Genomic DNA, 26323 nt, shown 5'->3' with positions numbered 1-26323 from the left:
GGGGCGGCGGGGAGGGGCCAATGGTCATCGGTGACCGATATGTGCTCGACCATCTCCCGCTCGGCCAGGGCGGCATGGGGGCCGTCTACGCGGGCCACGACCGCCACCTCGACCGCCGGGTGGCGGTGAAGCTGCTCCACCTGCCGAGCGGCCCCGATGAGGAGTTGGAGCGCCGCTTCATCCGCGAAGCGCGCATCCTGGCCAGGCTGGAGCATCCGGGTGCCCCGGTGCTCTACGACTTCGGCACCCACGAGCAGCGCCTCTACCAGGTGATGCAGTTCATCGAGGGCGTCACGGTGGCCGACGTGGTCAGCGAGCACGGCCCGCTGCCGGTGCCGTGGGCCGCCGCGATCGCCGCCCAGGCGTGCGCGGTCCTGTCGGCCGCCCACTCCCTGTCGATCTGCCATCGCGACCTCAAGCCGACCAACCTGATGCTCTGCCCCGACGGCAGCGTGAAGGTGCTCGACTTCGGGCTGGCCCTGCTGCGGGACGCCGACGTCACCACGTTCACCAGGATCGGCCAGATCCTCGGCACGCCCGCATACATGGCTCCCGAGCAGATCCAGCACGGGATCGCCGAGCCGCGCAGCGATCTCTACGCGCTGGGCTGCGTGCTGCACGAGATGCTGACGGGCCGCCAGCTGTTCACCGGGCCGACCGACTACGTGGTCTTCGAGAAGCAGGTCAAGGAGCGTCCGCCCGCGATCCCGGACCTGCCGGAGGCGCTGGGCGCGCTCCTGGCCGGGCTGCTGGAGAAGAAGCCGGGCGACCGGCCCGCCGACGCCGACACGCTGTACGAGCGGCTGGAGCCGTTCGCGGTCGGCCTGCCGATGCTGCCCGGCTTCCTGACCAGGTCGCCGAGCCCGGGCCGGATGTACGCCCGGATGGTCGGCCGCGTCCTCAGCGGTTAGCCCGGGATTCACCGCCGGCGGGTGAGGCGGCTCCTGACCGCCAGCCCGGCCACGGCGAGCCACGGCCCGAGCAGCAGGGCCGTACACGCCAGCGCGTACCAGAACCGCCAGGCGGCAGGCCCGGCCGCCACCTCGGCCGCCGTCCACCGCAGCAGGCTCACCAGCACGGGCAGGGCGAAGAAGGCCAGCCAGGCGGCCACCACGAACAGCCCCGCCAGCCAGAGCCAGCGGAACCACAGCCCGGCCCGCACGTCCCGCGGGTCGGCGGCGGCCAGTTCCTCCGCCTCGCCCTCGCGGAGCCGGCCGAAGGCCCGGCGGAGCAGGAGCGTCTTGACCCGCCACAGGTCCTTGCAGCGCAGCCAGGTGATCAGCACCGCGTACAGGTCGGTGCGCAGGAAGACCATGCACTGCCAGACCATCTGGAAGACCAGGATGTACGCCACGGCGCCCAGTCAGGAACGCCATCCTCTGGTCGATGCCGAACCGCGCCGGGATGTCCAGGGCGCGGGCCGCCAGCCAGTGCCAGCCCTCGTGCACCGCGGCCAGCACCAGCGTGATCGGGTAGACCAGCAACGCGCCGAGCCCGATGTCGGACACGGCGAAGGCGTCACCGGCGGGGTCGGGCCTGAGCGCGGGCACGAGGACCAGCGCGGCCAGGCTGAACAGGGCGGCGGCGCCGTACCCGAACCAGGCGACGCGGCCGAACAGTGGTCTGGCCAGTTCCGGGCGCGGGCCGCTCAGCCAGCGGCGGCCCTGGATGGGCGCGGTGGCGACGGGCATCCGCTCGTCGCCGGAGTCGTCTTCGTCGAGGAAGCCCAGCTCGCGCAGGGTCTCCACGAACGCGGGCACGTCCACGGGCTCGCCCGCGTACTCCTCGGCCCGCCTGGCCGTCTCCTCGATGGTCGCGCCGTTCATGAGCGCGGCGATCACCACGCCGCCGACGGCGGGGATCGAGATGAACGTGCCCGCCTCCAGGTCTCCGACCAGCACCTCCTCGCCCTCGTTCCTCTCGGGGTTCGTGTGATCAATCTCCTTCAGGCCACCACATAATCGCCACATTTCCGCCACATTCCGGTGCCCGCGAGCGCGCGGACGCGGCGGAGCGACAGACGGGCCGAAGTTGTGAACGCGCTCTCTCGATAGCTCGGATCGTTATCTAACACTCGTTGACAGGCCCATGTTATCGCCACGAATCTGTCGTGAGAGCGCTCTCTCAGTCTCCCCCGAAACCTTGGAGGGCTCCATGACCCCCCGCTTCCGGCAGCTCGCCGTACCCCTGCTCACCGCCTCCCTCCTCGCCCTGGCATCGGCGTGTGGAGGCGGCGGCGCGAACAACACCGCCGGCACGGCGGCCGCACCCGGAGAGAAGGTCAAGCTGACCGTCGGCCTCTTCGGCGACTTCGGCTTCAAGCCGCTCTACGAGGAGTACAAGAAGACCCACCCGAACATCGAGATCGCCGAGAACGTCACCCAGTTCAACGACCACCACAACAACCTGGTCAAGCGGCTGGCCACGAACGCCGGGGCGGGTGACGTCGAGGCCGTCGAGGTGGGCTACATCAGCACGTTCACCGCCCAGCCCGGCAAGTTCGTCGACCTCAAGCAGTACGGGCTCGACAAGCGGCAGGGCGACTACCTCGACTGGAAGTGGCAGCAGGGCCTGAGCAAGGACGGGCAGCAGGTGCTGGGCCTCGGCACCGACGTGGGCGGCCTGGCCATGTGCTATCGCAAGGACCTGTTCAAGAAGGCCGGGCTGCCGACCGACCGTACCGAGGTGGGCGGGCTCTGGCCGACCTGGGAGCAGTACATCGAGACCGGTAAGAAGTTCGCGGCGGCCGGCGTGTCGGGCACCAAGTTCGTCGACGCCCCCGGTGAGATCTTCCGCGCCATGGTGAACCAGGCGCCGATCGGGCTCTACGACGCCCAGGACCAGATCATCGTGGCCACGAACCCCGACGTGAAGAAGGCGTGGGACCTGTCCAACCAGCTCACCCAGAACGGGCTCACCGCCAAGCTCGCGGCCTTCTCGCCGCCGTGGAACACCGGCTTCGCCAAGGGGTCGTTCGCCACGATCATCTGCCCGGCGTGGATGACCGGGTTCATCCAGGAACAGGCCAAGGACGCGTCCGGCAAGTGGGACATCGCTCCTGTACCCGGTGGTTCGGGCAACAGCGGCGGCTCACATCTGATGATCCCCAAGCAGAGCAAACACCCCAAGGAGGCGGCCGAGCTGATCGACTTCCTCACCTCCAAGGACAACCAGGCCAAGGTGTTCAAGGAGGAGGGCACGTTCCCGTCGATCCCGGCGCTGTACGACGACCCGTCGATCCAGAACTTCACCAAGCCGTTCTTCGGCGACGCGCCGATCGGCAAGATCTACTCCGCGGCCGCCAAGTCGCTCAAGCCGCAGCATCTCGGCCCGAAGGAGGCCGACGTCCGCACGGTGATCGGGGACGGGCTCGGCCGGGTCGAGCAGGGTAAGCAGACTCCCGACCAGGCGTGGGCCCAGGTGCTCGAGGACGTCAAGAAGATCAAATGAGCTCCCTTCCGCTCACCGTCGCCAGGCGGCGCGGGCGCAGCGTGCGGCACACCCTCGACGTGAGGGTGTCGCCGTACGCCTACGTCGCCCCCTTCTTCCTGCTGTTCTGCGCCTTCGGGCTGTTCCCCCTCGCCTACACGGCCTGGGTGAGCCTGCACGACTGGACGTTGCTGTCCGAGGAGCACACGTTCGTCGGGCTGAAGAACTTCGGCACGCTGCTCGCCGACGGCTACTTCTGGAACGCGACGTTCAACACGCTGTCCATCGGGGTGCTGTCGACCGTGCCGCAACTGTTGCTGGCCATCGGGCTGGCGCACCTGCTGAACCGGCGGCTGCGGATGCAGACACTGTTCAGGATCTCGCTGCTGCTGCCCAACGTCACCAGCGTGGTGGCCGTCGTGGTGATCTTCAGTCAGCTGTTCGGCCGGGACTTCGGGATGATCAACTGGGTGCTGTCCTGGTTGGGGGCCGGCAGCGTCGACTGGGCGGCGGGCACGGCGAGCTCGCACGTCGCACTGTCCACGATGATCATGTGGCGCTGGACCGGCTACAACGCGCTGATCTTCCTCGCCGCGATGCAGGCCGTACCGCGTGAACTGTACGAGGCCGCCACCCTCGACGGGGCGTCCGGCTTCACTCAGCTCCGTCGGATCACCATCCCGATGATCCGGCCCACGATCATCTTCGTCGTCATCGTCTCCTCGATCGGCGCGATGCAGATCATCGCCGAGCCGCTGCTGTTCGGGGCGAGCAGCGGCGCCGGCGGCGGCGCGGTCAGCGGTGGGCCCGACCGGCAGTTCCAGACGCTGGCGCTGTTCGTGTACGAGCAGGGGTTCACCAAGTTCGACTTCGGTTACGCCTCGGCGGCGTCCTGGCTGATGTTCCTGGCCGTGGTGGTCGTGGCGGGCGTGAACTACCTGCTGACCCGGCGGGTGAAGGGCGGGCTGGTATGAGGCTGCGTTACCTGACGCTGACCGCGGTGGCCTTCTTCTCCGCGTTCCCGCTCTACTACAGCGTGGTCGTGGCCTCCCGGCACAACTCGGCGCTGGCCGAGGTGCCGCCGCCGCTGCTGCCCGGCGGGAACTTCTTCGCCAACGTGGCCCGGGTCTTCGACACCGTGCCCTTCGGGCTCGCGCTGGCGAACTCGGTCATCGTGGCGGGGTCGATCTCCCTCGCGGTGATGTTCTTCTCGACGCTGGCCGGGTTCGCCTTCGCCAAGCTGCGCTTCAGGGGCAAGAACATCATGCTGCTGGTCACGGTCGCGACCATGATGGTGCCGACGCAGCTCGGCATCATCCCGCTCTACCTGCTCATGGTGAAACTCGAATGGACCGGGACGAACTACGCGCTGATCGTGCCGGCCCTGGTCAACGCCTTCGGTGTGTTCTTCATGACGCAGTACCTGTCCAGGGCGCTGCCGACCGAGCTGCTGGAGGCGGGCCGGGTGGACGGGTGCACGACGTGGGGGTTGTTCTGGCACGTCGTGCTGCCCGTCGCGCGGCCCGCGGCGGCGGTGCTCGGCATGCTGACGTTCATGTCGGCCTGGAACGACTACTTCTGGCCGCTGGTCGTCCTGAACCCGGACAACCCGACGGTGCAGGTCGCCCTGTCGACACTGGCCAGCGGATACGTCAACGACTACGTCCTGGGGCTGGCCGGCACGGCGGTGGGAACCCTGCCGCTGGTGCTGGTCTTCGTCCTGTTCGGCAAGCAGATCATCGGCGGAATCATGCAAGGAGCTGTCAAGGGATGATTTTTCCGGAGAACTTCGTCTGGGGGGCCGCCACCGCCTCCTACCAGATCGAGGGGGCGGTCAAGGAGGACGGGCGGGGCCAGTCCATCTGGGACACCTTCTCCCACAGCCCCGGGAACGTGGCGGACGGCGAGACCGGGGATGTGGCCTGTGACCATTACCATCGGTATCGCGATGACGTCTCGCTGATGCGGGAGCTGGGGCTGGCGGCCTACCGGTTCTCGATCGCGTGGCCGCGGATCCAGCCGGACGGTCGCGGGAAGGTCAATCCTCAGGGGCTCGGGTTCTACTCCCGGCTGGTGGATTCACTACTGGCCGCCGACATTTCACCTTATGTCACGCTTTATCACTGGGATTTGCCGCAGGCGCTTGAGGATGAGGGCGGCTGGACAAATCGGGATACGGCGTATTATTTCGCCGAATATGCGCAGGCCGTACACGAGAAGCTGGGTGACCGCGTCGCCCACTGGACCACGCTGAACGAGCCGTGGGTCGCCGCCTACCTCGGCTACGGCAACGGCGTGCACGCGCCCGGCCGCAGGCGGGCCGCGGACGCCATGCGCTCGGCGCACCACCTGCTCCTGGGCCACGGCCTGGCCGCCGGGCGGCTGCGCTCGCTGGGCGCCGAGAACATCATGCTCGTCGTCAACTCGGCCCCCGTGCTCACCCCCGCCCAGGTCAACGACCCGCAGGCGGCCCCCGGCACCGCAGACGCGGCTGCCGTGCACCGCATCCACACGTTGCTGACCAGGCAGTTCCTCGACCCCGCCCTCCACGGCAGCTACCCCGCCGAGGTGCTGGAGGCGGCCGAGCGCAACGGCGGCACCGACCACATCCTCGACGGCGACCTGGAGATCATCAACGCCCCGATCGACCAGATCGGGATCAACTACTACAACCCCTGCGTCGTGGAGGCGGGCCCCGGCTCCCCCGCCGACCTCGCGTGGCCGGGCTCGGAGGACGTCTGCTTCCGTACCGCCGACGCGCCCACCACCGCGATGGGCTGGCCCATCGTGCCGGACGGCCTGTCCAGGCTGCTGGTACGGCTCTCGCGGGACTACCCGGGCGTCGGCCTGATGGTCACCGAGAACGGCGCGGCCTTCGACGACGTCGTGGCGGACGGCCGGGTGCACGACACCGACCGGGTCGCCTACCTGGAGGGACACCTGCGCGAGGTGCACCGGGCCATCGCGGCGGGGGCCGACCTGCGGGGCTATCTGGTGTGGTCGCTGCTGGACAACTTCGAGTGGGCGGAGGGGTTCCGGCGCAGGTTCGGGATCGTGCACGTGGATTACGAGACGCTGGCTCGCCTGCCGAAGGACAGTGCGCTGTGGTATCGGGACGTGATCGGCAGGAACGGGCTGTAGATTCCTTCCGTGCTCTCCCACATGGCGCAAGACCATGCGACCGCCCGCCCTGATGCGGCGCGGCCATGAGGCGGCCGACGCTGGAGGCGGTCGCCGCACGTGCGGGGGTCTCGCGCGCCACCGCGTCCCGGGTCGTCAACGGGCAGACGACGGTGGCGCCGGACATCCGCGACGCCGTGCTACGCGCCATCGACGAGCTGGGCTACCTGCCCAACCCGGCGGCGCGCAGCCTGGTCACCCAGCGCACCGACTCGATCGCCCTGGTCGTCTCCGAGCCGCCGACCAGGGTGTTCTCCGATGACCCGATGTTCGCCACGGCCATCCGCTCGGCCAGCGTCGAGCTGGAGGCGGCCGACAAGCAGGTCGTCCTCATGCTGGCCTCCTCCGCCAAGAGCCACGCGCGCGTGGAGCGTTACATCGCGGGCGGCCACGTGGACGGCGTCATGCTCATCTCCATGCACGGCGCCGACCCGCTCCCCACCGCACTGTCCCGCCTGCGCGTCCCGGTCGTCTCGTACGGCAGGCCCGCCGTCCCCATCGACATCCCGTACGTCGACAACGACAACGTCGGCGGCGCCGAGTCAGCGGTCCGCCACCTGGTCGAGTCGGGCAGACGCCGAATCGCCACGATCGCCGGCCCGCAGGACATGATCGGCGGCCAGGACCGCCTGACGGGCTATCGCAACATCCTGCGCGACTCCGACCGCCGCTCCATCGTCGCGGTAGGCGACTTCACCCGGGAATCCGGCGCGGTGGCCATGCGCCAGCTCCTGGGCGACGACCCCGGGCTGGACGCCGTCTTCGTGGCGAACGACCTGATGGCGGTGGGCGCACTGCAGTCACTCCGCCTGGCCGGACGGCGAGTGCCGGACGACGTGGCGGTGGTGGGCTTCGACGACATAGAGGCCGCCAAGTACACCGAACCACCGCTGACCACCGTGCGACACCCGGTCGCCGACCAGGCGGCGGCCATGGTGCAACTGTTGCTGGGCCTCTTCACCGGCGGCTCCGCCGAGCCCATCATCCTGCCCACCGAACTGGTCGTTCGCGAGTCCGCCTAAAAGCTTCGCGAGTCCGCCTAAAAGCTTCGCGAGTCCGCCTAAAAGCTTCGCGAGTCCGCCTAAAAGCTTCGCGAGTCCGCCTAAAAGCAAGGACCTCCCCGAGGGTCGGGCTGTGTTGCCGGGGGCTGACGCCCCCATTTACCAGCATGGTCCTCGCTTTCGCTCGGGCTGCCTTCTTTGGGGCTTCGCCATTCGGCGGGGGCCTGCCGGCCCCCGCGCCCCCGGCGCTGAACCACTTCCATGGGGAACCTTGATTACCCATGGACGCGCACGTAGTCATCGATCTCAATCGCGCTCAGCTCACCGGCCTCTGGCGCTTTCGCCACGGCACTCGCCGCCGTCACACCCGTCGCCGACAACCCGCCGACCAGCCCGGCGATCGCCGCGACCTTCTCTATCGGCATCGGGGCTCCTCCCAGCTCTCCGCCCGTTGCGAAACGAAACGGACGGAGCCGGACGGGACGCCACACAGTGGACGATCAGCTGGGCCGCGCCCTTGCTTTCGTCAGGCATCGGCCCTTTGGGGCGGGCGTCGTGCTCGTCAGTCGAGGAGCAGTTCGACGGGCATGTTGCCGCGGGTGGCGTTGGAGTAGGGGCACACCTGGTGGGTGGTGTCCAGGAGGGTTCGTGCCTCCTCTGCGGTGAGGGTGTCGGGCAGCTTCACGCGCAGGACGGCGTCCAGCTCGTAGCCGCCCTTGCCGTTGGGCGACAGGCCGACCTCCGCGGTGACCGAGGCGTCGGACACGTCGAGGCCCTGCTGGCCCGCCACGAGTTTCATGGACGTGGCGAAGCAGGCGGCGTACCCGGCGGCGAAGAGCTGCTCGGGATTGGTGCCGACGCCGTCGCCGCCCAGCTCTTTCTGCAGGGCGAGCTGGACGTCCAGTCGGCCGTCCGAGGAGACCGCCCGGCCGTTGCGGCCTTCGGAAGTGGCGGTGGCAGTGTAGATGCGCATGGGATTTCCCTTCATGGTTGTGGAGTTCTCGTGCCCAGGGCCGACAGCAGCGTGATGGCCAGGGACACGGCGACGACTGTCCAGAGGCCGGCCCGGTAGCCACCCACGATCGCGCCGCCGTTGGCGACGAGCATGGTGGCGGTGACGGCGGTGACCAGGCTGGTACCGAGTTGGGCGCTGGCGTTGAACAGGCCCGACGCCAGGCCCTGCTCCTCCTGTCCCGCGCCCGCCACGGCGGCGATGTTGAGCGCCGAGTAGGCGGCGGCGAACCCGACCCCGCCCAGCACTTGCTGGATGAGCAGGACCGCCAGCGGTTCGGCTCGGCCGATCAGTACGGCCCAGACCGTGTAGCCGGCGGCGAGCAGGAACAGCCCGGCGGTGGCGACCGGCCAGGCGCCGAACCTGGTCACCGCCGCCGCCCCGTATCTGGCTGTGGTGCCGGTGAGCAGGCCGCCGATCAGGAAGGAGAGCGCCGTCTGCAGCGGTGACCAACCCAGCGTGCCCTCGTAATAGAGCGTCAGGACGAACTGGAAGGCCACATAGGCGCCGAACATGAGCATGCCGACGTTCGCCCGCACCAGCCCTGCCCTGGCGAAGATCGATAACGGTATGAGCGGCGCCGGATGCCTGCGTTCCACGACGAGGAGCAGGGCGAGCAGGAGAGGGAACGCGCCGAGCGCTGCCAAGGTGAGCGGATGGCTCCAGCCGACGATGGAGGCCTGGCTGACTCCGAACACGAGAGTGATCGCGGCGCCCGCGACCAGTATCGCGCCGAGGACGTCCAGGCGCCCGGTTCGGGTTCTTCGCGTTCGGTCCCGCGGCACCACCGCGGCGGCCACGAGCGCGACGACGACGCCGACCGCCGCGGGCAGCAGGAAGACCAGCCGCCAGTCGAGCTGTGCCAGCGCCCCTCCGAACACCAGGCCCAGCGAGAAGCCGGAGGAGGAGATGGCCAGGAAGGTCCCCAGCGCGCGGTTGCGGGCCCGTTCCTCGCGGAAGGTGTCCAGCAACAGCGCCATGGCCACCGGCGCGGTGAAGCCGGCGCTGACGCCCTTGAGCAGGCGGGCGATCACGAGAAACAGGCCATCGCTGGTCAGACCGCCGACGAGGCTGGCGACGACGAACACCGCCAGCCAGCCGAGCAACAGCCTCCTGCGGTCGAACAGATCGGCCAGCCGCCCGCCTAACAGCAGGAATCCACCGAAGCCCAGCGCGTAGCCGCTCACCACCCACTGCAACGTCTCGGGCGACATGCCCAGGTCACGCTGGAGGAGCGGCAGCGCGGGCCCGATGCTGGCGATGTCCATCGCGTCCAGGAACTGTACGGCGGACATCACCGCGAGCAGCAGGCCGGCATTCCCGCTCCGGGTGCCAGCCGCGGTCTCGGTCATATAAGAACACACCCCCATTCAAAATGGACCGATCGGTCCGGACTGATCGGTCCAATCTTGGGCGCAGGGCGCTACGCTGTCAAACGTAGATTCTTGAACTCCTCGCGAAGGGACTCGACGGTGACGCGCAGACCGGTTCCCGGCACCCGCCGGCGCATTCTCCAGACGGCCGCCCGCCTGTTCGGCGAGCAGGGCGCGCGGGCCGTGGGCATGCAGCAGGTCGTCGAGGAGACGGGGCTCGGCAAGAGCGCGCTCTACCGCGAGTTCACCAGCAAGGACGAGCTGGTGAGGGCCTGGGTGGGCGAGCTGCACGACCAGGCCTGGGCACAGATCGACAGCGCGATCGCCCGGCACGAGGGCGACCCCGTCCGCCAGCTCCTGGCCATCGTGGAGTACGCCCAGGAGAGCGCCCAGGGCTCCGACGCCCACGGATGCACCTTTTACAACACCTCGGCGGAGTTCCGCGACCCCGGCCACCCCGGCCGACGGGAGGCCGTCGACCACCTCGGCCGGCTACGCGAGCGGCTGTGCGCCCTCGCCACCGCGGCACGCGCCACCGATCCCGACGCCCTGGCCGACATGCTGATGCTCATCATCTCCGGCCTCTACGCCAACGCGGCCACGCTCGGCCCCTCCGGCCCCGCCGCCCGATCCGTCGCCGCCGCGCGCATCCTCATCGACCAGCACGTCCCCGCGCCCGTCCCCGGCCCCTGAGGACGACCCGCCTCTCGACCGAAGGGCGCGGGTGGCGTTCCGGGCGGTCGGCTTGGGCGGGCATATGGCCCGGGAGCGGCCTGCAGAGCGGCCCGGGGAAAGCGTCAGATCGGGAGTCCCGGCCTGAACCACTTCCATAGGGAACCTTGATCACCCATGGGCTCCATGCCCTGTCGTAGTTGAGCGATGTCCCTTGCCCTCCCCGCCAGGACCCACCTTCATACGATCAGGAAATGAGTCGGATTCCAAGCCATCTGTCGTGGATTTCTAACGCAGACATTCTTAGAATGATGAAGGACACCTCATCGATGTGGGAGGATCGGGCATGCTGGCAGGGTTCCGAGCGGCGAACGTCCTGTCGTTTCGCGGAGAGTTCGAGCTGTCGCTACTGGCTCCAGATGGAGGCGACCGCGCAGCACGCACCGTCCACAGCCTTCGAATCTCCCCGGTAGCCGCCGTCTTCGGCGCCAACGCCTCCGGCAAGACGAATGTGCTCGATGCCATGCGGTGGATGCGCCACGCCGTTCTCGATTCGGTGGCTGACTGGGCACGTCTCAAAGGCGTGCCGCGGCGACCGTTCGCCCTGGATCGCGAGGCGATGAACGAAGCCTCATTGTTCGAGGTCGACGTGGTCATCGGAGGGGACAGATACGTCTACGGATTCGAGGTGTCCGACGAGCGAGTCGAAACGGAATGGTTGCATGTCTTCCCGCAAGGGAGCCGTCGCCGGCAGGTCTGGTTCGACCGGGACGCCGACCGGGATGGGGATGAATACCGGTTTCCCAGTGACCGGCTGAAGGGCGCCAAGAAGCCGGTGGTCGAGTACACGCGGCCCAACGCGCTGTTTCTCACGGCTGCCGGATCGCTTCAGATGAAGCAGCTGATGCCGCTGCACAACTGGTTCAAGGACAATTTGTGGCTGGTCAGCCCGGGTGACGATCCACATCAGCGCGACGTCTACACCCGCTCGAAGCTCCTGAACCCCGAGTTCCGTCGCCGTGTCGAGGGGCTGATAACCGTCGCCGACCTGGGAGTGACCGGAGTCGAGGTCGAAGACCGGGGCGAGGAAATGCCCGAGGTCTCCCTCCTCCATCACGGCAAAGACGGTCCGGTGCCGTTCGACTTCCACCAGGAGTCCTTCGGCACGCTCGCCTGGTTCGCTCTTTTGGGGCCCCTGCTCAAAGCACTCGACGATGGAGCGGTGCTGCTGGTTGACGAGCTCGATTCCAGCTTGCATCCGGTGCTGGTCGCCGAGGTCGTCCGGCTCTTCGAGGACCCTGTTGCCAACCCTCTGGGCGCGCAACTCGTGTTCACCGGGCACGATGCCACATTGCTGAGCAGGGCTCACGTCGAGCGTCCGCTGAACCGGGAGCAGGTGTGGATCACGGAGAAGCGAAAGACCGGCGAGTCTGAGCTCTACCCGCTCACCTCGGTGGGCGTGCGTGCGGACGAGAGTCTGGAGCGCGGATATCTGCGCGGGAGATATGGCGGGGTGCCGCGTATCGGGCTTGGCGGCATGGCCGTAGAAGTCGAGCAGCGAGCCGCCGAGGCGGACGCGTGAGCAGAGTCAGGAAGCAGGGTCCACCGACAGGTGGTGCACGCGTGCCGCGCTCGGTGACCGAAGGCCGGAAGCGCGAAGTGATCTATGCCGTGGTGGAAGGGGAAAGCACCGAGCGGGATTATCTTGGTTATCTGGAGGATCGGTTCTGCGGTGATCCACGGACCTTCGAGATTCATGTCCTCTGGAAGCGCAAGGGTTTGAAGCCCCACGAAGTAGTGGATTGGGCACTCGAAAAGCTCAGCGAGTTGGATGATCCTGGGCGCGAGCAGGTGTGGGCGTTCTTCGACCGAGATGACCACAGCCATGTCGAGCGGTCCCACGCACGAGCCGAGGCAATGGGGGTGCGGGTCGCGTTCTCTCACCCGTGCTTCGAACTCTGGTTGCTGCTTCACTTCGGGTCAGGGGCGGCGGGGGCGCATACCCCCAAGAACGTACAGAACCGGCTGAGAGCTGCTCACCGCGCCTTTCGTGACTTCGAAAAACACCTCAGCGCCGCCTGTCGGCAGGCACTGGACGGCAGGGAGAAAGACGCCGTCAGCCGGGCGAAAAATCTGATCACCAACTGTCCGAGCTTGGCCTGCACGGCCAAGAAGGGACATGCGGACGACTGTAAGGTGCTTGACCGTGTTCCTTCGACGGATGTCTGGAGGCTGCTGGTCGAGCTCGGCATCGTGGTCTGCTGAACTGTGATACTCCGGCGAGATGCCGGTCACATTTGCCTTTCTGGCGCTGTGTCACCGGCCTCACATCTGCCGCGTCCCGATCTGGCCAGCCGCGCCTGGCTGTCGCATACTCCGTCCCATAGGGGACTCGCGCGACGCCCAGCGGAGCAACGTATGAGACTCGCACTGCTCGGCTATTTTGACGTCGGGGTGTCGTGGGGTGTGGAGGACGCCGCTTTCCGGAGCGAGCGGGCAGCCGCGCAGCCTGATATCGGGATGGTTGGACTGCGGTACCCGCTAGGTCAAGGGCTGGTGGTCGAACTCCTTACGCAGGAGCCCGCGCTCATCGGTCGCTGGCGGGCGGCGGCTCGGCGGCAACTCCTACGTCCGGAGATGGAGACGGACTGGGACGTCAACCTGGGCATGTCCAGGGACGAGTTTCACCGTGGCCTGGCCCACCACATCTCCACGCATCCTGTTTCGCGCTGCGAACTGACGATCTATGCCGTCGGCACGGTCTTGGCCCACCTGGAGTTCGAACCGGGTATCCCCCGGCTCTTCTTGAAGGGGATGTCGCAATGCTTTGAGTTCGCTGCCTATGTCCCGTCGATTTCACTCGCGCTGCTCGGCATGGCCCGCGATCACGCGACAGCGGCGGTGGATCAGGACAACCTGCTGGCGGAGCTGTCTCGGCGGCCCCCGCCGAGAACGGAGACGGACGCGGACGGATACACGGAGTCGACCCTTTTCACCAGCTTCACCGACGTGATCGCGTGTATCGATGAGGGCGACGACCGGTTGCTCGTAGAGCTGCTGGCCGCCAGGGGAATTGACGCCGGAAAAGCCATCGAATTCGAATATCACGGCAAGCTGCATTACGACTGGGCGACCTGCGTTCTCGAGCCCAAGACGCTATATGGCTGGGTTCCGGCCGAGTCGCCTGCTGATCAGATCGCGCGAATGTTCGCGTGCGTCCAGATGGCTCATGTGTTCCTGGCCACCAGCGAGATTTTCGTCAAGCTGTTCCTCGACGAGACCCAGCGGCAGGTGGGAGGTTATGTCACCGGAAGAGTCAGCGGCAGGTCCGCACGGGACCTTAACCGCCTTCGCACCTTGGCCTTGGCCGTGGTGAACCTGACGGACTTCACCCTGGTGACCCAGAGCGCCGAGGACCAGACGTACTTCAAGGCGTTCGCCAGAGACGCCAGTCTGGACAACCAGCGGAAGCTGATCACTGAGGCCTGCGAGATGCTCTACAACATTCAGGCCGAGGATCGAGACGTGTCCCCTAGCGGGCCTACGGCCGACCGCTTGGTCAGCCCCGGCTCTGGCAGCCGAGACGATCTCATCAGCCTGTCTGCGGGCATCAGCCAGCACCTTGGCGGCTTCTTCTTCGGCTGCGAGACGGGGAGCGTTGAACTGGCTCATCGCTTTGGCCGCGCGTCGCTCGGCGTTCGCCGCGCGCTGCTCTCCCTCCGCGACCGCACCTTCGCCGGCATGAACATCTGCCCCAACGCAAGCACGACCAACAGGAGTCCGCCAGGCCTGGCTACCGGATGACGCGGTATGTCAGGTGCGTGACCAGGCCGGTGCCCGACACGTCGCCGACGGGTTCGAGGGTGGTGTCCCCGATGCCGTCGAACAGCCGCTCGCCCCTGCCCAGGATCACCGGCGCGACGTGCAGGCGCAGCTCGTCGATCAGCCCCGCCGCCAGGTACTGGTTCACCGTGCTCGCGCCGCCCGCGATGGCGACGTCGCGGTCGCCGGCAGTCTCGCGCGCCTGGGCCAGGGCCGCCTCGATCCCCTCGGTGACGAAGGTGAACGTCGTGCCGCCCTTCATCGGCAGCGGCTCGCGCGGGTGGTGGGTGAGGACGAAGACCGGCGCGTGGTACGGCGGCTCGTCGCCCCACCAGCCGCTCCAGTCCAGGTCCCAGGCGTCGCGGCCGGGGCCGAACATGTTGCGGCCCATGATGAAGGCCCCGGCCGCGGTGATGCCCTCGATCACCGCCGCGTGCGCCTCGGGCTCGTCGAACATCCAGCGGTGCAGGCACTCCTCCGCGCCCTCGCCGAGCGGGTTCGCCAGGCTCTGGTTCGGTCCCGCCACGAAGCCGTCGACGGACATCGCGATGTCACAGGTGACCTTGCTCATCTCACTGCCTCCCACGTTCCGGCGCTCGTCTCGCGCCGCTCACGGAAGAGTCGGAGCCGTCTTCTCATTCTGTACATCGGTGAGATGCGGGTCACATTTGCCGGGATCTGGTCACACTCCGGGGTGCGGTGCCGCTCTCAGATAGTGACTCTGGAAGGAGGGGCACACGATGAGCGAGCAGACGACGAGCGTCTTCACCGGTTATCGGGAGCTGCTGTTCTCTATCGTCTACAACATGCTGGGCAGCGTCGCCGACACCGAGGACGTCCTGCAGGAGACCTGGCTGGCCTGGGCGCCCAGGAGCGCGGCGGGTGAGGAGATCGTCAACCCGCGCGCGTACCTGGTGCGGATCGCGGTCAACCGGGCGCTGGCCCGGCAGCAGAGCATCAGCCGCCGCCGGGAGGACTACGTCGGTCCCTGGCTGCCCGAGCCGCTCATCACCGAGGTGCCCGACGCCGTGGATCCGGCGGTGCGGACCGAATCGCTGTCGATGGCGCTGCTGGTGGTGCTGGAGACGCTCACGCCGCTGGAGCGGGCGGTGTTCGTGCTGAACGAGGTCTTCGGGTACGCCCACACCGAGATCGCCGGCATCCTGGACCGCAGCCCGTCGGCGATCCGGCAGCTCGCTCATCGCGCCCGCGAGCACGTGCACGCCCGGCGCCCGCGTTACCAGGCCGACCCGCGGGTTCGGCAGGAGGTGACCGAGCGGTTCATCGCGGCCGTCGCCGGTGGCGACCTCGACGCGCTCATGCGGGTGCTGGCGCCGGACGTGGTCATGTGGGCCGATGGCGGGGGCAAGGCGCGGGCGGCCGGTCTGCGGCCGGTCCACGGGCGGGACAAGATCGCCCGCATCATCGTCGGCAACGCGACCCGGCGGCCTGTCTCTGATCTCAACATCCGTTTCCGTACCGTCAACGGCGATCCGTCGGCGCTGCTGCTGTCCGGTGACACGCCGTTCGCGGTCATCGTCCTCGATCTCGTCCCCGACGGCGATCAGGTACGCGGCATCTACGCCGTGACGAACCCCGACAAACTCTCCCACTTGGAAAGAGGCACCGCATGATTCTGGTATCCGGAGCCACCGGCAACATCGGCCGGCCGCTCATCGCCGAGCTGGCCGCCAAGGGTGTGAAGGTACGCGCGCTGACCCGTACCCCCGATGCGGCCCGTTTCCCCGAAGGGGTCGAGGCGTGTGACAGCGCCCGTCCCGACTTCGACGGCGTGTCCGCCCTCGTGCTGAACAGCACGGGCGGCTCCCTCGCCCTGCTGGAGGCGGCCAAGGCGGCGGGGGTGCGGCGGGTCGTCACCGTCTCGGCCCTGGTCGTCGCCGAGGAGGCGGACCCGGAGGAGGGCGGCAACGCCGCGGTCCACCGGGCGCTGGAGGAGGCGGTGGAGGCCGCCGTCCCGGAATGGACGCATCTGCGCCCCGGCGCCTTCGCCGCGAACTCCCTGCGCTGGGTGCCACAGCTCCGGGCCGGAGACGTCATCCGCGGACCGTACGCCGAGGCCCGTACCTCGCCGATCCACGAGGCGGACATCGCCGCCGTCGGCGTGCGGGCGCTGCTCGGGGACGAACTGCTGGGGCAGGCGCCCGCGCTGACCGGGCCGCAGGGGCTGACCTTCGCCGAGCAGGTGGAGATCATCGGCTCGGTGCTGGGCCGGTCGCTGCGGTACGAGGAGATCAGCGCGGACCTGGCGAAGCAGGCCATGATGGCGCACAGCCCGGGGGTGCGCGGCGAGCAGTTCGACTCCATGCTGCGCTATTTCGCGGACAGCGTCGGGAAGCCCGCCCCGATCACCGACGAGGTGGAGCGGATCCTCGGCCGCCCCCCGCGCACCTACGCCGAGTGGGTCACCGACCACGCCGGCGCCTTCCGGAACTGACCGTCCAAGGACCCGGCTACGAGCCCGTCTTCGTGGACCAGAGCGGGCGGCGGCCGTCGTAGATGACGACGTTGCCGTCGTCCTGCACTTCGAGCCGGGCTCCCGGGTTCTTGCCGGTCTCGGAGTCCCACAGCGGCGTCGTGCCCAGGTAGACGACCAGGTTGCCGTCCTTCTGCATCTGGGTGACGGCGCCGGGGTGGCCGCCGGTCTTGGAACTCCACAGGGCCCGGCGGGCGCGGTAGAGCACCAGGTTGCCGTCCTCCTGCTGGACGAGCTGGTAGTCGCCGTTGCGGGAGCGGACGTACTGGTTGGGCTTGAGCGGGTAGCCGGGGGCGAGCACACTGATCGTGGCATGGCGGTTCCACAGCGGCGTCTTGCCGTCGTAGATCACCAGGTTGCCGTCGTCCTGCACCGCGAGGCGGGCGCCTGGGCTGTCGCCGGTGTTGGACGCCCACAGGGGCGTCCTTCCCCGGTAGACGACCAGGTTGCCGTCGCTCTGCATGGCGGCGAACGCGCCAGGGCTGTCGCCGGTCTGGCTGCTCCACAGCGGCGTGGTCCCCCGGTAGAGCACCAGGTTGCCGTCCTCCTGCTGCTGCAGGACATAGGCGCCGTTGGTCGAACGTACGGAGTCGCCGGCCTTCAGTGTCTGACCGGGGTTCAGCCACACGGTACGGTCGGCGCTCACCACCGCCGTGGAGTGCGTCGCCTCCGCCCAGACCGCTGATGGGACCGAGGCCGAGGCCACCACGCTCGCCAGCGCCAACGCACCGACGTATCCCAACGTCCTTCTCATTCTGCTCCCCCATAGGTGTGGATGATCAAGCGAGAAGGACGCTATCCAGACACGGTCCGCGATCGGCCCACTTCGAAATGCCTGGAACCTTCCGAGTCCTCGCGCTGGTGGTCGTCGGTCACAGCGCTCCGATCACCACGGCGACCAGGATCAGGGTTGCGAGGGCGAGGCAGAACGCCGGGCGTGTACCTCTCATGAGGGGCCCGGCCAGGGCATTCTTCCGGAACGTAAACGACTGGCGGATGTCATGCGTCAACCATAGGTTGACGATAGAGCTGCGTCAACCTGGTGTTGACGCACGGATCAGTAGCCGCTGCTGAGCCGCACGCCGGGGCCGGTCGTACGGGGGATGCCGACGTCATCGACCAGGTTGCCGGTCGAGACGATGGACATCCTGTCGCCCTTGCCCTTCCTGAACAGCAGGCCGGTCTCCTGCCTGGTGCCGTGGCCGAGGATGGTGTTGCCCGTCACGGTGGCGTGACCGGTGCCGTAGTTCACGGCGTCGAGGGCCAGGTAGACGAAGCGGGTGTCCGGCTGCTGGCCGGTGGGTGCCTGGTGCGTCTTCTTGGACTGGGTCAGCGTGTCGGCGCCGAACTTGTGGATCCGGTTGTTGGAGATCGTGGTGCCGGCCTCGCCCTGAAGGTCGCAGCGGATGCCGTAATAGGTCTGTTTGCCGGTGGCCTTCGTACCGAAGTCCTCGATGTAGTTGTTCCGGATGGAGGTGCCGAAGCAGCGGTGGGCGTCGATCGCGTTCTTCGGCGTCGCGTACACGTGCAGGTCGCTGAACGTCCATCCGGCCGCGTTGTCCGTTTCGATGGCGCTCGCACCGCTGAAGCCGATCCAGGAGCGCTGGAACGTCCAGTCGCTCACGGCGTTGCCGGGATCGACCACCCTGAGCCCGGAGCCGCCCGACCGCTCGATGTAGACGTCGCTGATCACGCTGTTGACCATGGTGTTGCGTAGCGTGGTGCCGTTCTTGGACGGGTTGCTGATGCGGATGCCGTCGGCGGGCGCGCCGAGGATGTCCACGTCATAGACGCGGCTGTCCCACGAACGCAGCATCAGGCCCACGGTGCCGGTGTTGTGGTCGCGGTTGCCGTCGAGAGTGAGCCGCTCGATGCGTACGGGGTCGGAGCTGTACGGCTGGTTGGTGACCCAGGACTCGGAGGCCAGCATGGCGGGCAGGTTCGCGCCGTCGGCCTGCTTGATCACCGTCCCGGCCTTGGCATCGCCCCGGTACGTCCGGCGCCCGCGCAGGGTGATGGTCTTGTTGATCAGGCACGGGCCTTTGAAGACGACCTCGCCACCCTCTCTGGAGGAGTCGATGGCGGTCTGGATGATCCTGGCGTCGCTGGTCGTGTTGGCGCAGGTGGCGTCCACCCGGGTGGCCGTGGCCGGGAGCACCGGCATGATCACCGCCGCGCTGCCGGACGCGGCCAGTGTCAGGACCAGGGCGCCCCCGATCTGGCGTGGGCATGGTTGAGGCACGTGCTATCCCCTTCCGGATAGGCCGGAAACGACCTGGGGACCGCGGCGTGTGGACGTCCCACGACGCCCCCTGCGGTCACCGGTGCCGAGCCTCTTGGAAGGATGCCGATCCGCCCGGAGGGACTCCCCGTCCCTGCCCGAAACTTGGTGTCAACCCGAAGCGTTCCAGGCGGGAGCGGCCCGCCGCCGGCTTGAGCGGCGGATGGAAGGGGGTAAGCGCGGGTCAGCGTGGTGCGAGGTGGACGGTCGCCGACGCGTCGGTGATCGACGACACCTTCACGGACAGCTTGCCGACCGACCCGCTGCCGCCCACGCCGAGCGTCGTGGCCGAGGAGACGCCGGGTCCCGTCCCCTGTACCTTCACCGCGCTGGAATCGACTCGGGCGATCGACAGCCAGGTGAAGCCGAGCTGGCCGGAGACGCGGAATTTCACCGCCGTGGTGATGGTGATCTTGCACTTCCCGTCGAAGCACGCCTTGACGTCCGGCGTCTTCACAGCCGAGGCCGAGACCGGAACCGCGGCGACGGGCACGGCGGCAACGGCGGCGAAGGCGATTGCCAAGCAGGTTGTAGCCATCCGATGCATGTTGTCCCTCTCTTGTTCTCTCCGTACGACCAGACCCTGCGATGGAGTCTAGGAGCGCCACTCGGGAGGGCTCCCGAACGACACTTCAAGAGAGGGGACAGCGCTGGCTAAACGCGGAAGACGCGTAGTTGGAGCGCGAGCGTGGCGTAGTAGCCGACCAGCGTGGTCAGCTCGAACACCACGCTCTCCCCCAGCTCCGCGTACTCCGAGTCGTCCAGGTCGGCCCGCGTCACCAGCGCCCTGGTGACGCGGAGCACCGCGTCCTCGTCCGGATCGGCCAGCTCCAGCGCGGCCCCGGTACGCAGGGCCGCGAGCTCGTCCTCGGTCAGCCCGAGCCCGCGCCCGATCTCCTCGTGCACCCGCAGCTCGAAGGCGCTGTCCCAGTGACCGGCCACGACCAGGATCGCGATCTCCCTGGCCCGGGCGCTCAGCCCGGAGCGGTAACGGATCGCCGCCCCGAGCTCCTGCAGCGCGTCGCCCACCGGCGGGCTGAGCAGCATGGCGTTGAACGGGCCCACCAGCCCGCCCTCGTCGTCGAGCATCGAGGTGCCGCGTGGGCCCGCGGTGATCTTCTCATGGAGGGCCCTGGCGTCGGCGTCGAGGTGGGCCGGTGGCATGGATGGCAGGCGCTTCATTCCAGCGATGCTAGCCAGACGGTCGTGTCGGACGGCAGGGCGCCGTCCTCCAGGGGGCCGCTGGCCAGCAGTACCCGGCCCGCCGGCAGCCGTACGGGAGCGGCGCCGAGGTTGGACACGCAGGTCAGGCCGGACTCCCGGGTGAAGGCCAGCACGTCGGGGCCCATTGTCAGCCACGTGAGCGTGCCGTCGCCGAGCAGGTCGTGGCGATGGGCGAGCGCGGTGCGGTAGAGGTTGAGCATCGAGCCGAGGTCGGCCGCCTGGGCCTCGGCCGTGACCTTGCGCCAGCTCTCGGGCTGCGGCAGCCAGGTGCGGGTCCCGCCGAAGCCGAACGGCGGCTCGTCGCCCGCCCAAGGCAGCGGCACGCGGCAGCCGTCCCTGCCCCGATTGGTGCCCCCGGAGCGGTGGTACATGGGGTCCTGGCGCTGGTCGTCGGGCAGGTCCTCGACCTCCGGCAGGCCGAGCTCCTCGCCCTGGTAGACGTAGACGCTGCCGGGGAGCGCCATGGCCAGCAGGGCCGCCGCCCTGGCCCGGCGGTGGCCGAGCTCCGGGTCGGAGGGCACGCCGTGCAGGCGGCCGCCGTGCGCGAACGTCGTGTCCGCCCGGCCGTACCTGGTCACCGGGCGGGTGACGTCGTGGTTGGACAGGACCCAGGTCGGCGGGGCGCCGACCGGCGCGTGTGTGGTGAGCGTGAGGTCGATGACCCGGCGCAGCTCGGCGGGCTCCCAGGGGCAGGACAGGAAGTCGAAGTTGAAGGCGGTGTGCAGTTCGTCGGGGCGCAGGTAGCGGGTGAAACGTTCCTGGTCGGGCAGCCACACCTCGCCGATCAGCACCCGCTCGCCGTATTCGTCGGCGATCTCGCGCCAGCGCCGGTAGACCTCGTGCACCTCGTCGAGGTCCTCGTACGAGGTCTCCGACTTGACCAGCAGAGCCGCCGAGTCGATCCGGAACCCGTCGACGCCCCGCTCGAACCAGAAGCGCAGCACGTCCTCGAACTCGCGATGGACCTCGGGGTCGTCCCAGTTGAAGTCCGGCTGTTCGGGGGCGAACAGGTGCAGGTACCACTGCCCGTCGGCGACCCGCGTCCAGGCGGGCCCGCCGAAGATCGACTGCCAGTCGTTCGGCTCGTCGCGGAACCAGAACCGGTCCCTGGCCCCGCGGTCGGCCAGCGCCTCCTGGAACCAGGTGTTCTCGGTGGAGCTGTGGTTCGGCACCACGTCGATGATGACCTTGATGTCGAGCTCGTGCGCCTCCTCGATGAACTTCTCCGCCTCGGCCAGCGTGCCGAACACCGGCTCGATGCCCCGGTAGTCGGCCACGTCGTAGCCGCCGTCGGCCATCGGCGACGGGTACCACGGGTTCAGCCAGATGGCGTCGATGCCGAGATCCTTCAGGTACGGCAGGCGCGAGCGCAGCCCGGCGAGATCGCCGATGCCGTCACCATTGCCGTCGGCGAAGCTGCGCAGGTAGACCTGATAGATCGCGGCCCCCCGCCACCACGTTTGCGACATGCGCTATCCCTTAATGCTCCCGGCGGTGAGGCCCGCCATGATGTGTCGTTGGAAGATGAAGAAAACGATGATCATCGGGATACTGGAGATGACCAGACCGCCCATGATCTGGTTCTGGGACACCGCGCCGGCGGTCTGCGACAGGCCCACGCTGACCGTCATGTTCTCGCTGTCGGTCATGACCAGCAGCGGGAGCAGGAAGTCCTTGAAGGCCGTGACGACGGTGAAGATGGAGACCACGCCGAGGATCGGCCGGGAGATCGGCAGGATCACCGACCACAGCACCCGCAGCGGTCCGGCGCCGTCGATCTGGGCCGCCTCGACCAGTTCCCGCGGGATGGAGTCGAAGAAGCGCTTGAGCAGGAAGATGTTGAAGCCGTTCGCCGCCGCCGGGAACCACAGCCCCCAGGCGTTGTTCAGCAGGTGCAGGTCGACGATCGTGACGTACAGCGGGATGATCACCACCATCGGCGGGATCATCAGCGTGGCCAGCATCGCGCCCAGCACCACGTTCCCGAACATCGGCCGGAGCTTCGACAGCGCGTACGCCGCCGCGACGTCCACGGCCATGGAGAACACCCAGGCGCCCAGCGCGTAGAACGCGGTGTTCTTCAGCAGGACGCCGATGTCGAACAGGTCCCACGCCTCGATGAAGGCGTCGAACGTGGGATGGGCAGGGAAGAGGGTCGGCGGCATCTGGGCGATCTCCTCGCCCGTCTTCATGGCGCCGGTGATCATCCAGTAGAGCGGGAAGACGAAGACCAGGGTGGAGCCGGTGACGACCGCGATCAGCACGGTCCAGTAGATGCGCCGCCCCCACCTGCTGTTGAGCTGGTGCGGCGAGACGATGGTACGAAACTGCACCCTGCTTATTTGCCGCACTTCGTGCGGCGGGCTCGGTCGCCCAATGCCGCCGCCTTCCCCCGTCGCTCTGGTCGCTTCGCTCCCGGCGCTCCTCCTCCAGGCGACGGCGCTCCCTCGCCGGGAAATCATGCTTTGTCCTCCCTGGTCAGCCGCAGTTGGATGGCGGCGAAGGCGAGCAGCACGATCATGAGCATCATGCCGAGCGCGCCGCCCGCGCCGTAGTCCTGGAGCGTGAACGCGAACTGGTACATCTGGAAGGCCACGGTCATCGTGGCGTCCTCCGGGCCGCCGCCGGTCAGCATGTACGGCTCGATGAACACCTGCATGGTGGCCACGACCTGCAGCATCAGCATGAGCAGCAGGATCAGCCGGGTCTGCGGGATGGTGACGTGCCTGATCCGCTTGAAGATTCCGGCCCCGTCGAGCTCGGCCGCCTCGTACAGCTCGGGCGGGATGTTCTGCAGCGCGGCCAGGTAGATCAGCGTCGCGCTGCCCATGTTCATCCAGGTGGCCACGATGACCAGGGAGATCAGCGCGGTCGACGAGGAGTCGAGCCAGGCCAGCGCGGGCAGGTGGAAGAAGTCGAGCAACTGGTTGAACATCCCGGGCCCGGGATCGAAGAACCACCTGAACAGCAGCACCGCGACGATCGGCGGCAGCATGACCGGCAGGTAGACCACGAACCGCAGGTAGGCCCGGGCGTGGCGCAACTCGTTGAGCACCAGTGCCATGACGAACGGCACGGCGTAGCCGCAGAGCAGGGCGAGTGCCGTGAACTCCACGGTGTTCAGCCACGCCTTGCCGAACGACGGGTTCCGGATGACGGTCAGGAAGTTGTCCAGCCCCACCCAGGTGGGCGAGTTGACCAGGGTGGTCTTCTGGAAGCTGAGGACGAACTCCCTGATCATCGGATACCACGCGAACACCGCGAAGCACGCCAGCGCCGCGCACAGGAACCCGTAGGCCGTCAGATTGCGCCTGAGAACACGCATGCAGGTCAGCCCTTGGTCGCCAGCATCGAGTTGGCCTTGGTCTCGGCGTCGGAGAGCAGGCTGTCGATGGTGGCGTCCTGGCGGCTCAGCACACCCGACATGGCCACGTCGAGGATGGCGTAGAGCTCCTGGGCGTGTACCGGCTCGGCCTTCGGCGGGACCGTGGCCGCGGCGTCCACGTACGGCTGGTAGTTCGTGACCGGCAGCGTGGCGTTCGCCGTGCGGTCCTGCTGGATCGCCTTGCCGGTGGCCGAGTCCCCGAAGACGTCGTTGTCGGGTACGCCGACGGGGTTGCCGAGCGTCTTGCCGCGGGCGAAGTCGAACCGGCCCTTGCCGGCGGTGTCGAAGCGGAAGTCGATCCACTCCAGTGCCGCCTTGGCCTCGGCGGGCGTGGCCTTCGGGTTGACCATGAACGCCTCGCCGCCGCTCAGCGACGCCTTGGCCTCGGGGAAGCCGGTGATGCCGTAGTCGGCGACGCTGCCCTTGAACTTGTTGACGACGTCGGTGACCACGTCGGGAGCGCCGAGCATCATGCCGACCTTGCCGCTGCCCATCGCCATCATCAGCGACTCCCAGCCGACCAGGAGCTTGTTGCCCATGCTGTTGTCCACCCAGCGCATGTCGTGCAGGTTCTGCAGCACGGCCTTGCCCTCGGGCGAGTTGAACGCGGCCTTCTTGCCGTCGTCGGTCACCATGCTGCCACCGCGGCCGTAGATGGCCTGGGTGAAGTGCCAGCCGCCGGTGTTGCCGCCGGAGTACTCGCCGTAGCCGACGTACCCGGCGCCGAGTCCGGCGATCTTCTTGGCCGCCTCGCGGACCTCGGCCCACGTCTTGGGCGGGGTGCTGGGGTCGAGCCCGGCCTTGGTGAACAGCGCGCGGTTGTAGACCAGGCCCACGCCGTAGTGCACGTTCGGGACGCCGTACACCTTGCCGTCCTTGGTGACCAGCTCCCTGACGTCGGAGCGCAGGTCGTTCCAGTTCTTGATCTCGCTGGTGTACGGGGTGATGTCGAGCGCCTGGCCCTGGCCGATCACGTCGTTGTAGTTGGTCACGGGCACCACGAAGACGGTCTCCATCTGGCCGCCCGCCAGCTTGGGGCCGAACGTCTTGGGGTCGTAACACGGCTGCTGGTCCGTGCTCTTCACCGTCACGCCGGGGTGCGCCTTCACGAACGTGGCCACGTCGTCGTCCCAAGCCTGCCGCTCCTTGGGCGCGGACTTCGCCGGCTGGCAGGCCACCGTGATCGACACCGGGGCGGCTCCGCCCGCCGTGGACTTGGCGGGCTCGCCCGAACCACAGGCCGTGGCGGACAGGCCGAGAACGGTGACGACTAACAGTCCTGTGGATCTCTGCATGGGCTGACCCTTCTAAATGCGAGGTGCCCACACCATAGGTTCGCCGACCGATGTCCGCAATATTGCGACAGCGGATTGCAATATAACGACTACATCACGTCTTTCTCGCTGTTGAGGCCCGTACGACCAGTTCCGGCTCGAACAGCAGCTCGTCGGCGGGGACCACGGCCTTGTCGATCTGGGCGACCAGCAGGTCCACGGCCGCCCGGCCCATCGCGTCTATCGGCTGGCGGACCGTGGTCAGCGGCGGATCGGTGCAGTTCATCAGCGCCGAGTCGTCGAAGCCGATGACCGACACGTCGGCCGGCACGGACAGCCCCGCGCGCCGGGCCGCCCTGACCGTGCCGAGCGCGAGCAGGTCGCTGGCGCAGATGACGCCGCTCACCCCCCGCCTGACCAGCCGCGCGGCGGCCGCGTGCCCGCCTTCCAGCGAGAACATCGTGTGCTCGACCAGCTCAGGGTCGCCCCCACCCGTCAGGAACGTCTCCAGCTTGCGCCGCGACGGCATGTGGTCCTTGGGGCCGAGCACCATGCCGACGCGCTCATGACCGAGCGCCCGCAGGTGGGCCAGGGCCATCTCGGCGGCCACGATGTCGTCGCACGACACCTGCGGGAAGTCGAGGTGGGCGACGGCCGCGTTGACCAGGACCGTGGGCAGCTTGCGCTCGTGCAGCAGCGCGTAATGGGCGTGCGACGCGTCGGCCTGCGCGTACTGGCCGCCGGCGAAGACCACACCGCTGACCTGCTGCTGGAGCAGCAGATCGACGTAGTCGGCCTCGGAGACGCCGCCGACCGTCCTGGTGCAGAGCACCGAGGTGAAGCCCTGCTGGGCGAGCGCGCCGCCGACCACCTCGGCGAACGCGGGGAAGATCGGGTTCTGCAGCTCGGGCAGCACCAGGCCGACCAGCCGGGCCCGGTCGCCGCGCAGCTGGGTGGGGCGCTCGTAGCCGAGGACGTCGAGCGCGGTGAGCACGGCCTCACGGGTCGCCTCCGACACCCCGGGCTTGCCGTTGAGCACGCGGCTCACCGTCGCCTCGCTCACCCCGACCTTCTTGGCCACCTCTGCGAGTCGTCGTGTCATGCGCAAACTATAAGGCTGATCACGCAAATACTTGCAACCGCTTACGGGGATCAGACGTCGCCCTCTTGCGGGTG

The 26323-nt window shown here is 68.2% G+C and carries 27 protein-coding genes; 13 read left to right on the top strand and 14 right to left on the bottom strand.

All coding sequences use genetic code 11. The annotated features are described in order from the left end of the window. Positions 1–20: 20 nt before the first annotated feature. Complete coding sequence (locus AB0F17_RS52775) at positions 21–911, top strand: serine/threonine-protein kinase (protein WP_358040447.1); 891 nt, start codon at positions 21–23, stop codon at positions 909–911. Positions 912–919: 8 nt separating this feature from the next. On the opposite strand, the gene AB0F17_RS52770 is transcribed toward AB0F17_RS52775, so the two are convergent. After that, on the bottom strand, positions 920–1354 hold the full coding sequence (locus AB0F17_RS52770; RefSeq protein WP_358040444.1) for a hypothetical protein: 435 nt from the start codon (positions 1352–1354) through the stop codon (positions 920–922). Positions 1355–1497: 143 nt separating this feature from the next. On the opposite strand from AB0F17_RS52770, the gene AB0F17_RS52765 reads away from it, so the two are divergent. The 6 genes from AB0F17_RS52765 to AB0F17_RS52740 all read left to right on the top strand — a co-directional run bounded on the left by AB0F17_RS52765 (position 1498) and on the right by AB0F17_RS52740 (position 7631). Further along, on the top strand, positions 1498–1935 hold the full coding sequence (locus tag AB0F17_RS52765) for a hypothetical protein (RefSeq protein ID WP_358040441.1): 438 nt from the start codon (positions 1498–1500) through the stop codon (positions 1933–1935). A gap of 219 nt (positions 1936–2154) precedes the next feature. Continuing rightward, positions 2155–3450 carry an ABC transporter substrate-binding protein gene (locus AB0F17_RS52760; RefSeq protein ID WP_358040438.1) on the top strand — a complete coding sequence of 432 codons (1296 nt, stop codon included), beginning with the start codon at positions 2155–2157 and terminating at the stop codon, positions 3448–3450. Then, entirely contained in the window at positions 3447–4403 is a 957-nt protein-coding gene (locus tag AB0F17_RS52755; protein ID WP_358040435.1) for a sugar ABC transporter permease, read from the top strand. The genes AB0F17_RS52760 and AB0F17_RS52755 overlap by 4 nt, the downstream gene beginning before the upstream one ends. After that, positions 4400–5203: a carbohydrate ABC transporter permease gene (locus AB0F17_RS52750; protein WP_358040432.1), complete on the top strand. Its 804-nt coding sequence runs from the start codon at positions 4400–4402 to the stop codon at positions 5201–5203. The genes AB0F17_RS52755 and AB0F17_RS52750 overlap by 4 nt, the downstream gene beginning before the upstream one ends. Beyond that, the gene (locus AB0F17_RS52745) at positions 5200–6570 is read left to right on the top strand and encodes a GH1 family beta-glucosidase (RefSeq protein ID WP_358040429.1); all 1371 of its coding nucleotides are present in this window, start codon (positions 5200–5202) and stop codon (positions 6568–6570) included. Before AB0F17_RS52750 ends, AB0F17_RS52745 begins: the two co-directional genes overlap by 4 nt. A 65-nt stretch (positions 6571–6635) precedes the next feature. Further along, positions 6636–7631, top strand: a complete 996-nt coding sequence (locus tag AB0F17_RS52740; RefSeq protein WP_358040426.1) for a LacI family DNA-binding transcriptional regulator — start codon at positions 6636–6638, stop codon at positions 7629–7631. Positions 7632–7885: 254 nt separating this feature from the next. Here the strand turns inward: AB0F17_RS52740 and AB0F17_RS52735 are convergent, their stop codons facing one another. The 3 genes from AB0F17_RS52735 to AB0F17_RS52725 all read right to left on the bottom strand — a co-directional run bounded on the left by AB0F17_RS52735 (position 7886) and on the right by AB0F17_RS52725 (position 9974). Beyond that, complete coding sequence (locus AB0F17_RS52735) at positions 7886–8035, bottom strand: hypothetical protein (RefSeq protein WP_358040423.1); 150 nt, start codon at positions 8033–8035, stop codon at positions 7886–7888. A 137-nt stretch (positions 8036–8172) separates the two neighbouring features. After that, complete coding sequence (locus AB0F17_RS52730; RefSeq protein WP_358040420.1) at positions 8173–8583, bottom strand: organic hydroperoxide resistance protein; 411 nt, start codon at positions 8581–8583, stop codon at positions 8173–8175. An 11-nt stretch (positions 8584–8594) separates the two neighbouring features. Beyond that, positions 8595–9974, bottom strand: coding sequence for an MFS transporter (locus AB0F17_RS52725; protein WP_358040417.1), 1380 nt, complete (start codon positions 9972–9974; stop codon positions 8595–8597). A gap of 120 nt (positions 9975–10094) precedes the next feature. Here AB0F17_RS52725 and AB0F17_RS52720 point away from each other — a divergent pair, with 120 nt between their 5' ends. From AB0F17_RS52720 to AB0F17_RS52705, 4 genes are all read left to right on the top strand, one after another. Further along, positions 10095–10688 carry a TetR/AcrR family transcriptional regulator gene (locus tag AB0F17_RS52720; RefSeq protein WP_358040414.1) on the top strand — a complete coding sequence of 198 codons (594 nt, stop codon included), beginning with the start codon at positions 10095–10097 and terminating at the stop codon, positions 10686–10688. Between the two features lie 325 nt (positions 10689–11013). Further along, positions 11014–12249, top strand: a complete 1236-nt coding sequence (locus AB0F17_RS52715; protein WP_358040411.1) for an ATP-binding protein — start codon at positions 11014–11016, stop codon at positions 12247–12249. A 41-nt stretch (positions 12250–12290) separates the two neighbouring features. Beyond that, complete coding sequence (locus tag AB0F17_RS52710; protein ID WP_358040409.1) at positions 12291–12932, top strand: RloB family protein; 642 nt, start codon at positions 12291–12293, stop codon at positions 12930–12932. Positions 12933–13085: 153 nt separating this feature from the next. Continuing rightward, complete coding sequence (locus tag AB0F17_RS52705) at positions 13086–14471, top strand: hypothetical protein (RefSeq protein WP_358040406.1); 1386 nt, start codon at positions 13086–13088, stop codon at positions 14469–14471. Here AB0F17_RS52705 and AB0F17_RS52700 read toward each other — a convergent pair. Then, entirely contained in the window at positions 14461–15060 is a 600-nt protein-coding gene (locus AB0F17_RS52700) for a dihydrofolate reductase family protein (protein WP_358040403.1), read from the bottom strand. The genes AB0F17_RS52705 and AB0F17_RS52700 overlap by 11 nt on opposite strands. Before the next feature lie 169 nt (positions 15061–15229). Here AB0F17_RS52700 and sigJ point away from each other — a divergent pair, with 169 nt between their 5' ends. After that, the gene (gene sigJ / locus AB0F17_RS52695) at positions 15230–16123 is read left to right on the top strand and encodes an RNA polymerase sigma factor SigJ (protein WP_358040400.1); all 894 of its coding nucleotides are present in this window, start codon (positions 15230–15232) and stop codon (positions 16121–16123) included. Then, on the top strand, positions 16120–16944 hold the full coding sequence (locus AB0F17_RS52690) for an NAD(P)H-binding protein (protein WP_358040397.1): 825 nt from the start codon (positions 16120–16122) through the stop codon (positions 16942–16944). Before sigJ ends, AB0F17_RS52690 begins: the two co-directional genes overlap by 4 nt. A gap of 16 nt (positions 16945–16960) precedes the next feature. Here the strand turns inward: AB0F17_RS52690 and AB0F17_RS52685 are convergent, their stop codons facing one another. The 9 genes from AB0F17_RS52685 to AB0F17_RS52645 all read right to left on the bottom strand — a co-directional run bounded on the left by AB0F17_RS52685 (position 16961) and on the right by AB0F17_RS52645 (position 26249). Then, positions 16961–17737, bottom strand: a complete 777-nt coding sequence (locus AB0F17_RS52685) for a hypothetical protein (RefSeq protein WP_358040395.1) — start codon at positions 17735–17737, stop codon at positions 16961–16963. A gap of 303 nt (positions 17738–18040) precedes the next feature. After that, a complete protein-coding gene (locus tag AB0F17_RS52680; protein WP_358040392.1) occupies positions 18041–19225 on the bottom strand; it encodes a right-handed parallel beta-helix repeat-containing protein in 1185 nt (394 codons plus the stop codon). 223 nt (positions 19226–19448) lie between these two features. Next, a complete protein-coding gene (locus tag AB0F17_RS52675) occupies positions 19449–19802 on the bottom strand; it encodes a hypothetical protein (RefSeq protein WP_358040389.1) in 354 nt (117 codons plus the stop codon). A gap of 116 nt (positions 19803–19918) precedes the next feature. Beyond that, positions 19919–20446: a carboxymuconolactone decarboxylase family protein gene (locus AB0F17_RS52670; protein ID WP_358040386.1), complete on the bottom strand. Its 528-nt coding sequence runs from the start codon at positions 20444–20446 to the stop codon at positions 19919–19921. Next, complete coding sequence (locus AB0F17_RS52665) at positions 20443–21957, bottom strand: glycoside hydrolase family 13 protein (RefSeq protein WP_358040383.1); 1515 nt, start codon at positions 21955–21957, stop codon at positions 20443–20445. The genes AB0F17_RS52670 and AB0F17_RS52665 overlap by 4 nt, the downstream gene beginning before the upstream one ends. A 3-nt stretch (positions 21958–21960) precedes the next feature. After that, a complete protein-coding gene (locus AB0F17_RS52660; protein ID WP_358040381.1) occupies positions 21961–22821 on the bottom strand; it encodes a carbohydrate ABC transporter permease in 861 nt (286 codons plus the stop codon). 125 nt (positions 22822–22946) lie between these two features. After that, a complete protein-coding gene (locus AB0F17_RS52655) occupies positions 22947–23813 on the bottom strand; it encodes a sugar ABC transporter permease (protein ID WP_358040379.1) in 867 nt (288 codons plus the stop codon). A gap of 5 nt (positions 23814–23818) precedes the next feature. Continuing rightward, positions 23819–25168: an extracellular solute-binding protein gene (locus AB0F17_RS52650; RefSeq protein WP_358040376.1), complete on the bottom strand. Its 1350-nt coding sequence runs from the start codon at positions 25166–25168 to the stop codon at positions 23819–23821. 94 nt (positions 25169–25262) lie between these two features. Continuing rightward, the gene (locus AB0F17_RS52645; protein ID WP_358040373.1) at positions 25263–26249 is read right to left on the bottom strand and encodes a LacI family DNA-binding transcriptional regulator; all 987 of its coding nucleotides are present in this window, start codon (positions 26247–26249) and stop codon (positions 25263–25265) included. Between the last annotated feature and the right edge of the window lie 74 nt (positions 26250–26323).

Source organism: Nonomuraea sp. NPDC026600 (genome assembly GCF_040638335.1).
Taxonomy (GTDB): domain Bacteria; phylum Actinomycetota; class Actinomycetes; order Streptosporangiales; family Streptosporangiaceae; genus Nonomuraea.
The sequence above is the reverse complement of the archived record's forward strand: the minus strand, read 5'-3'. Positions and strand labels throughout refer to the sequence as shown.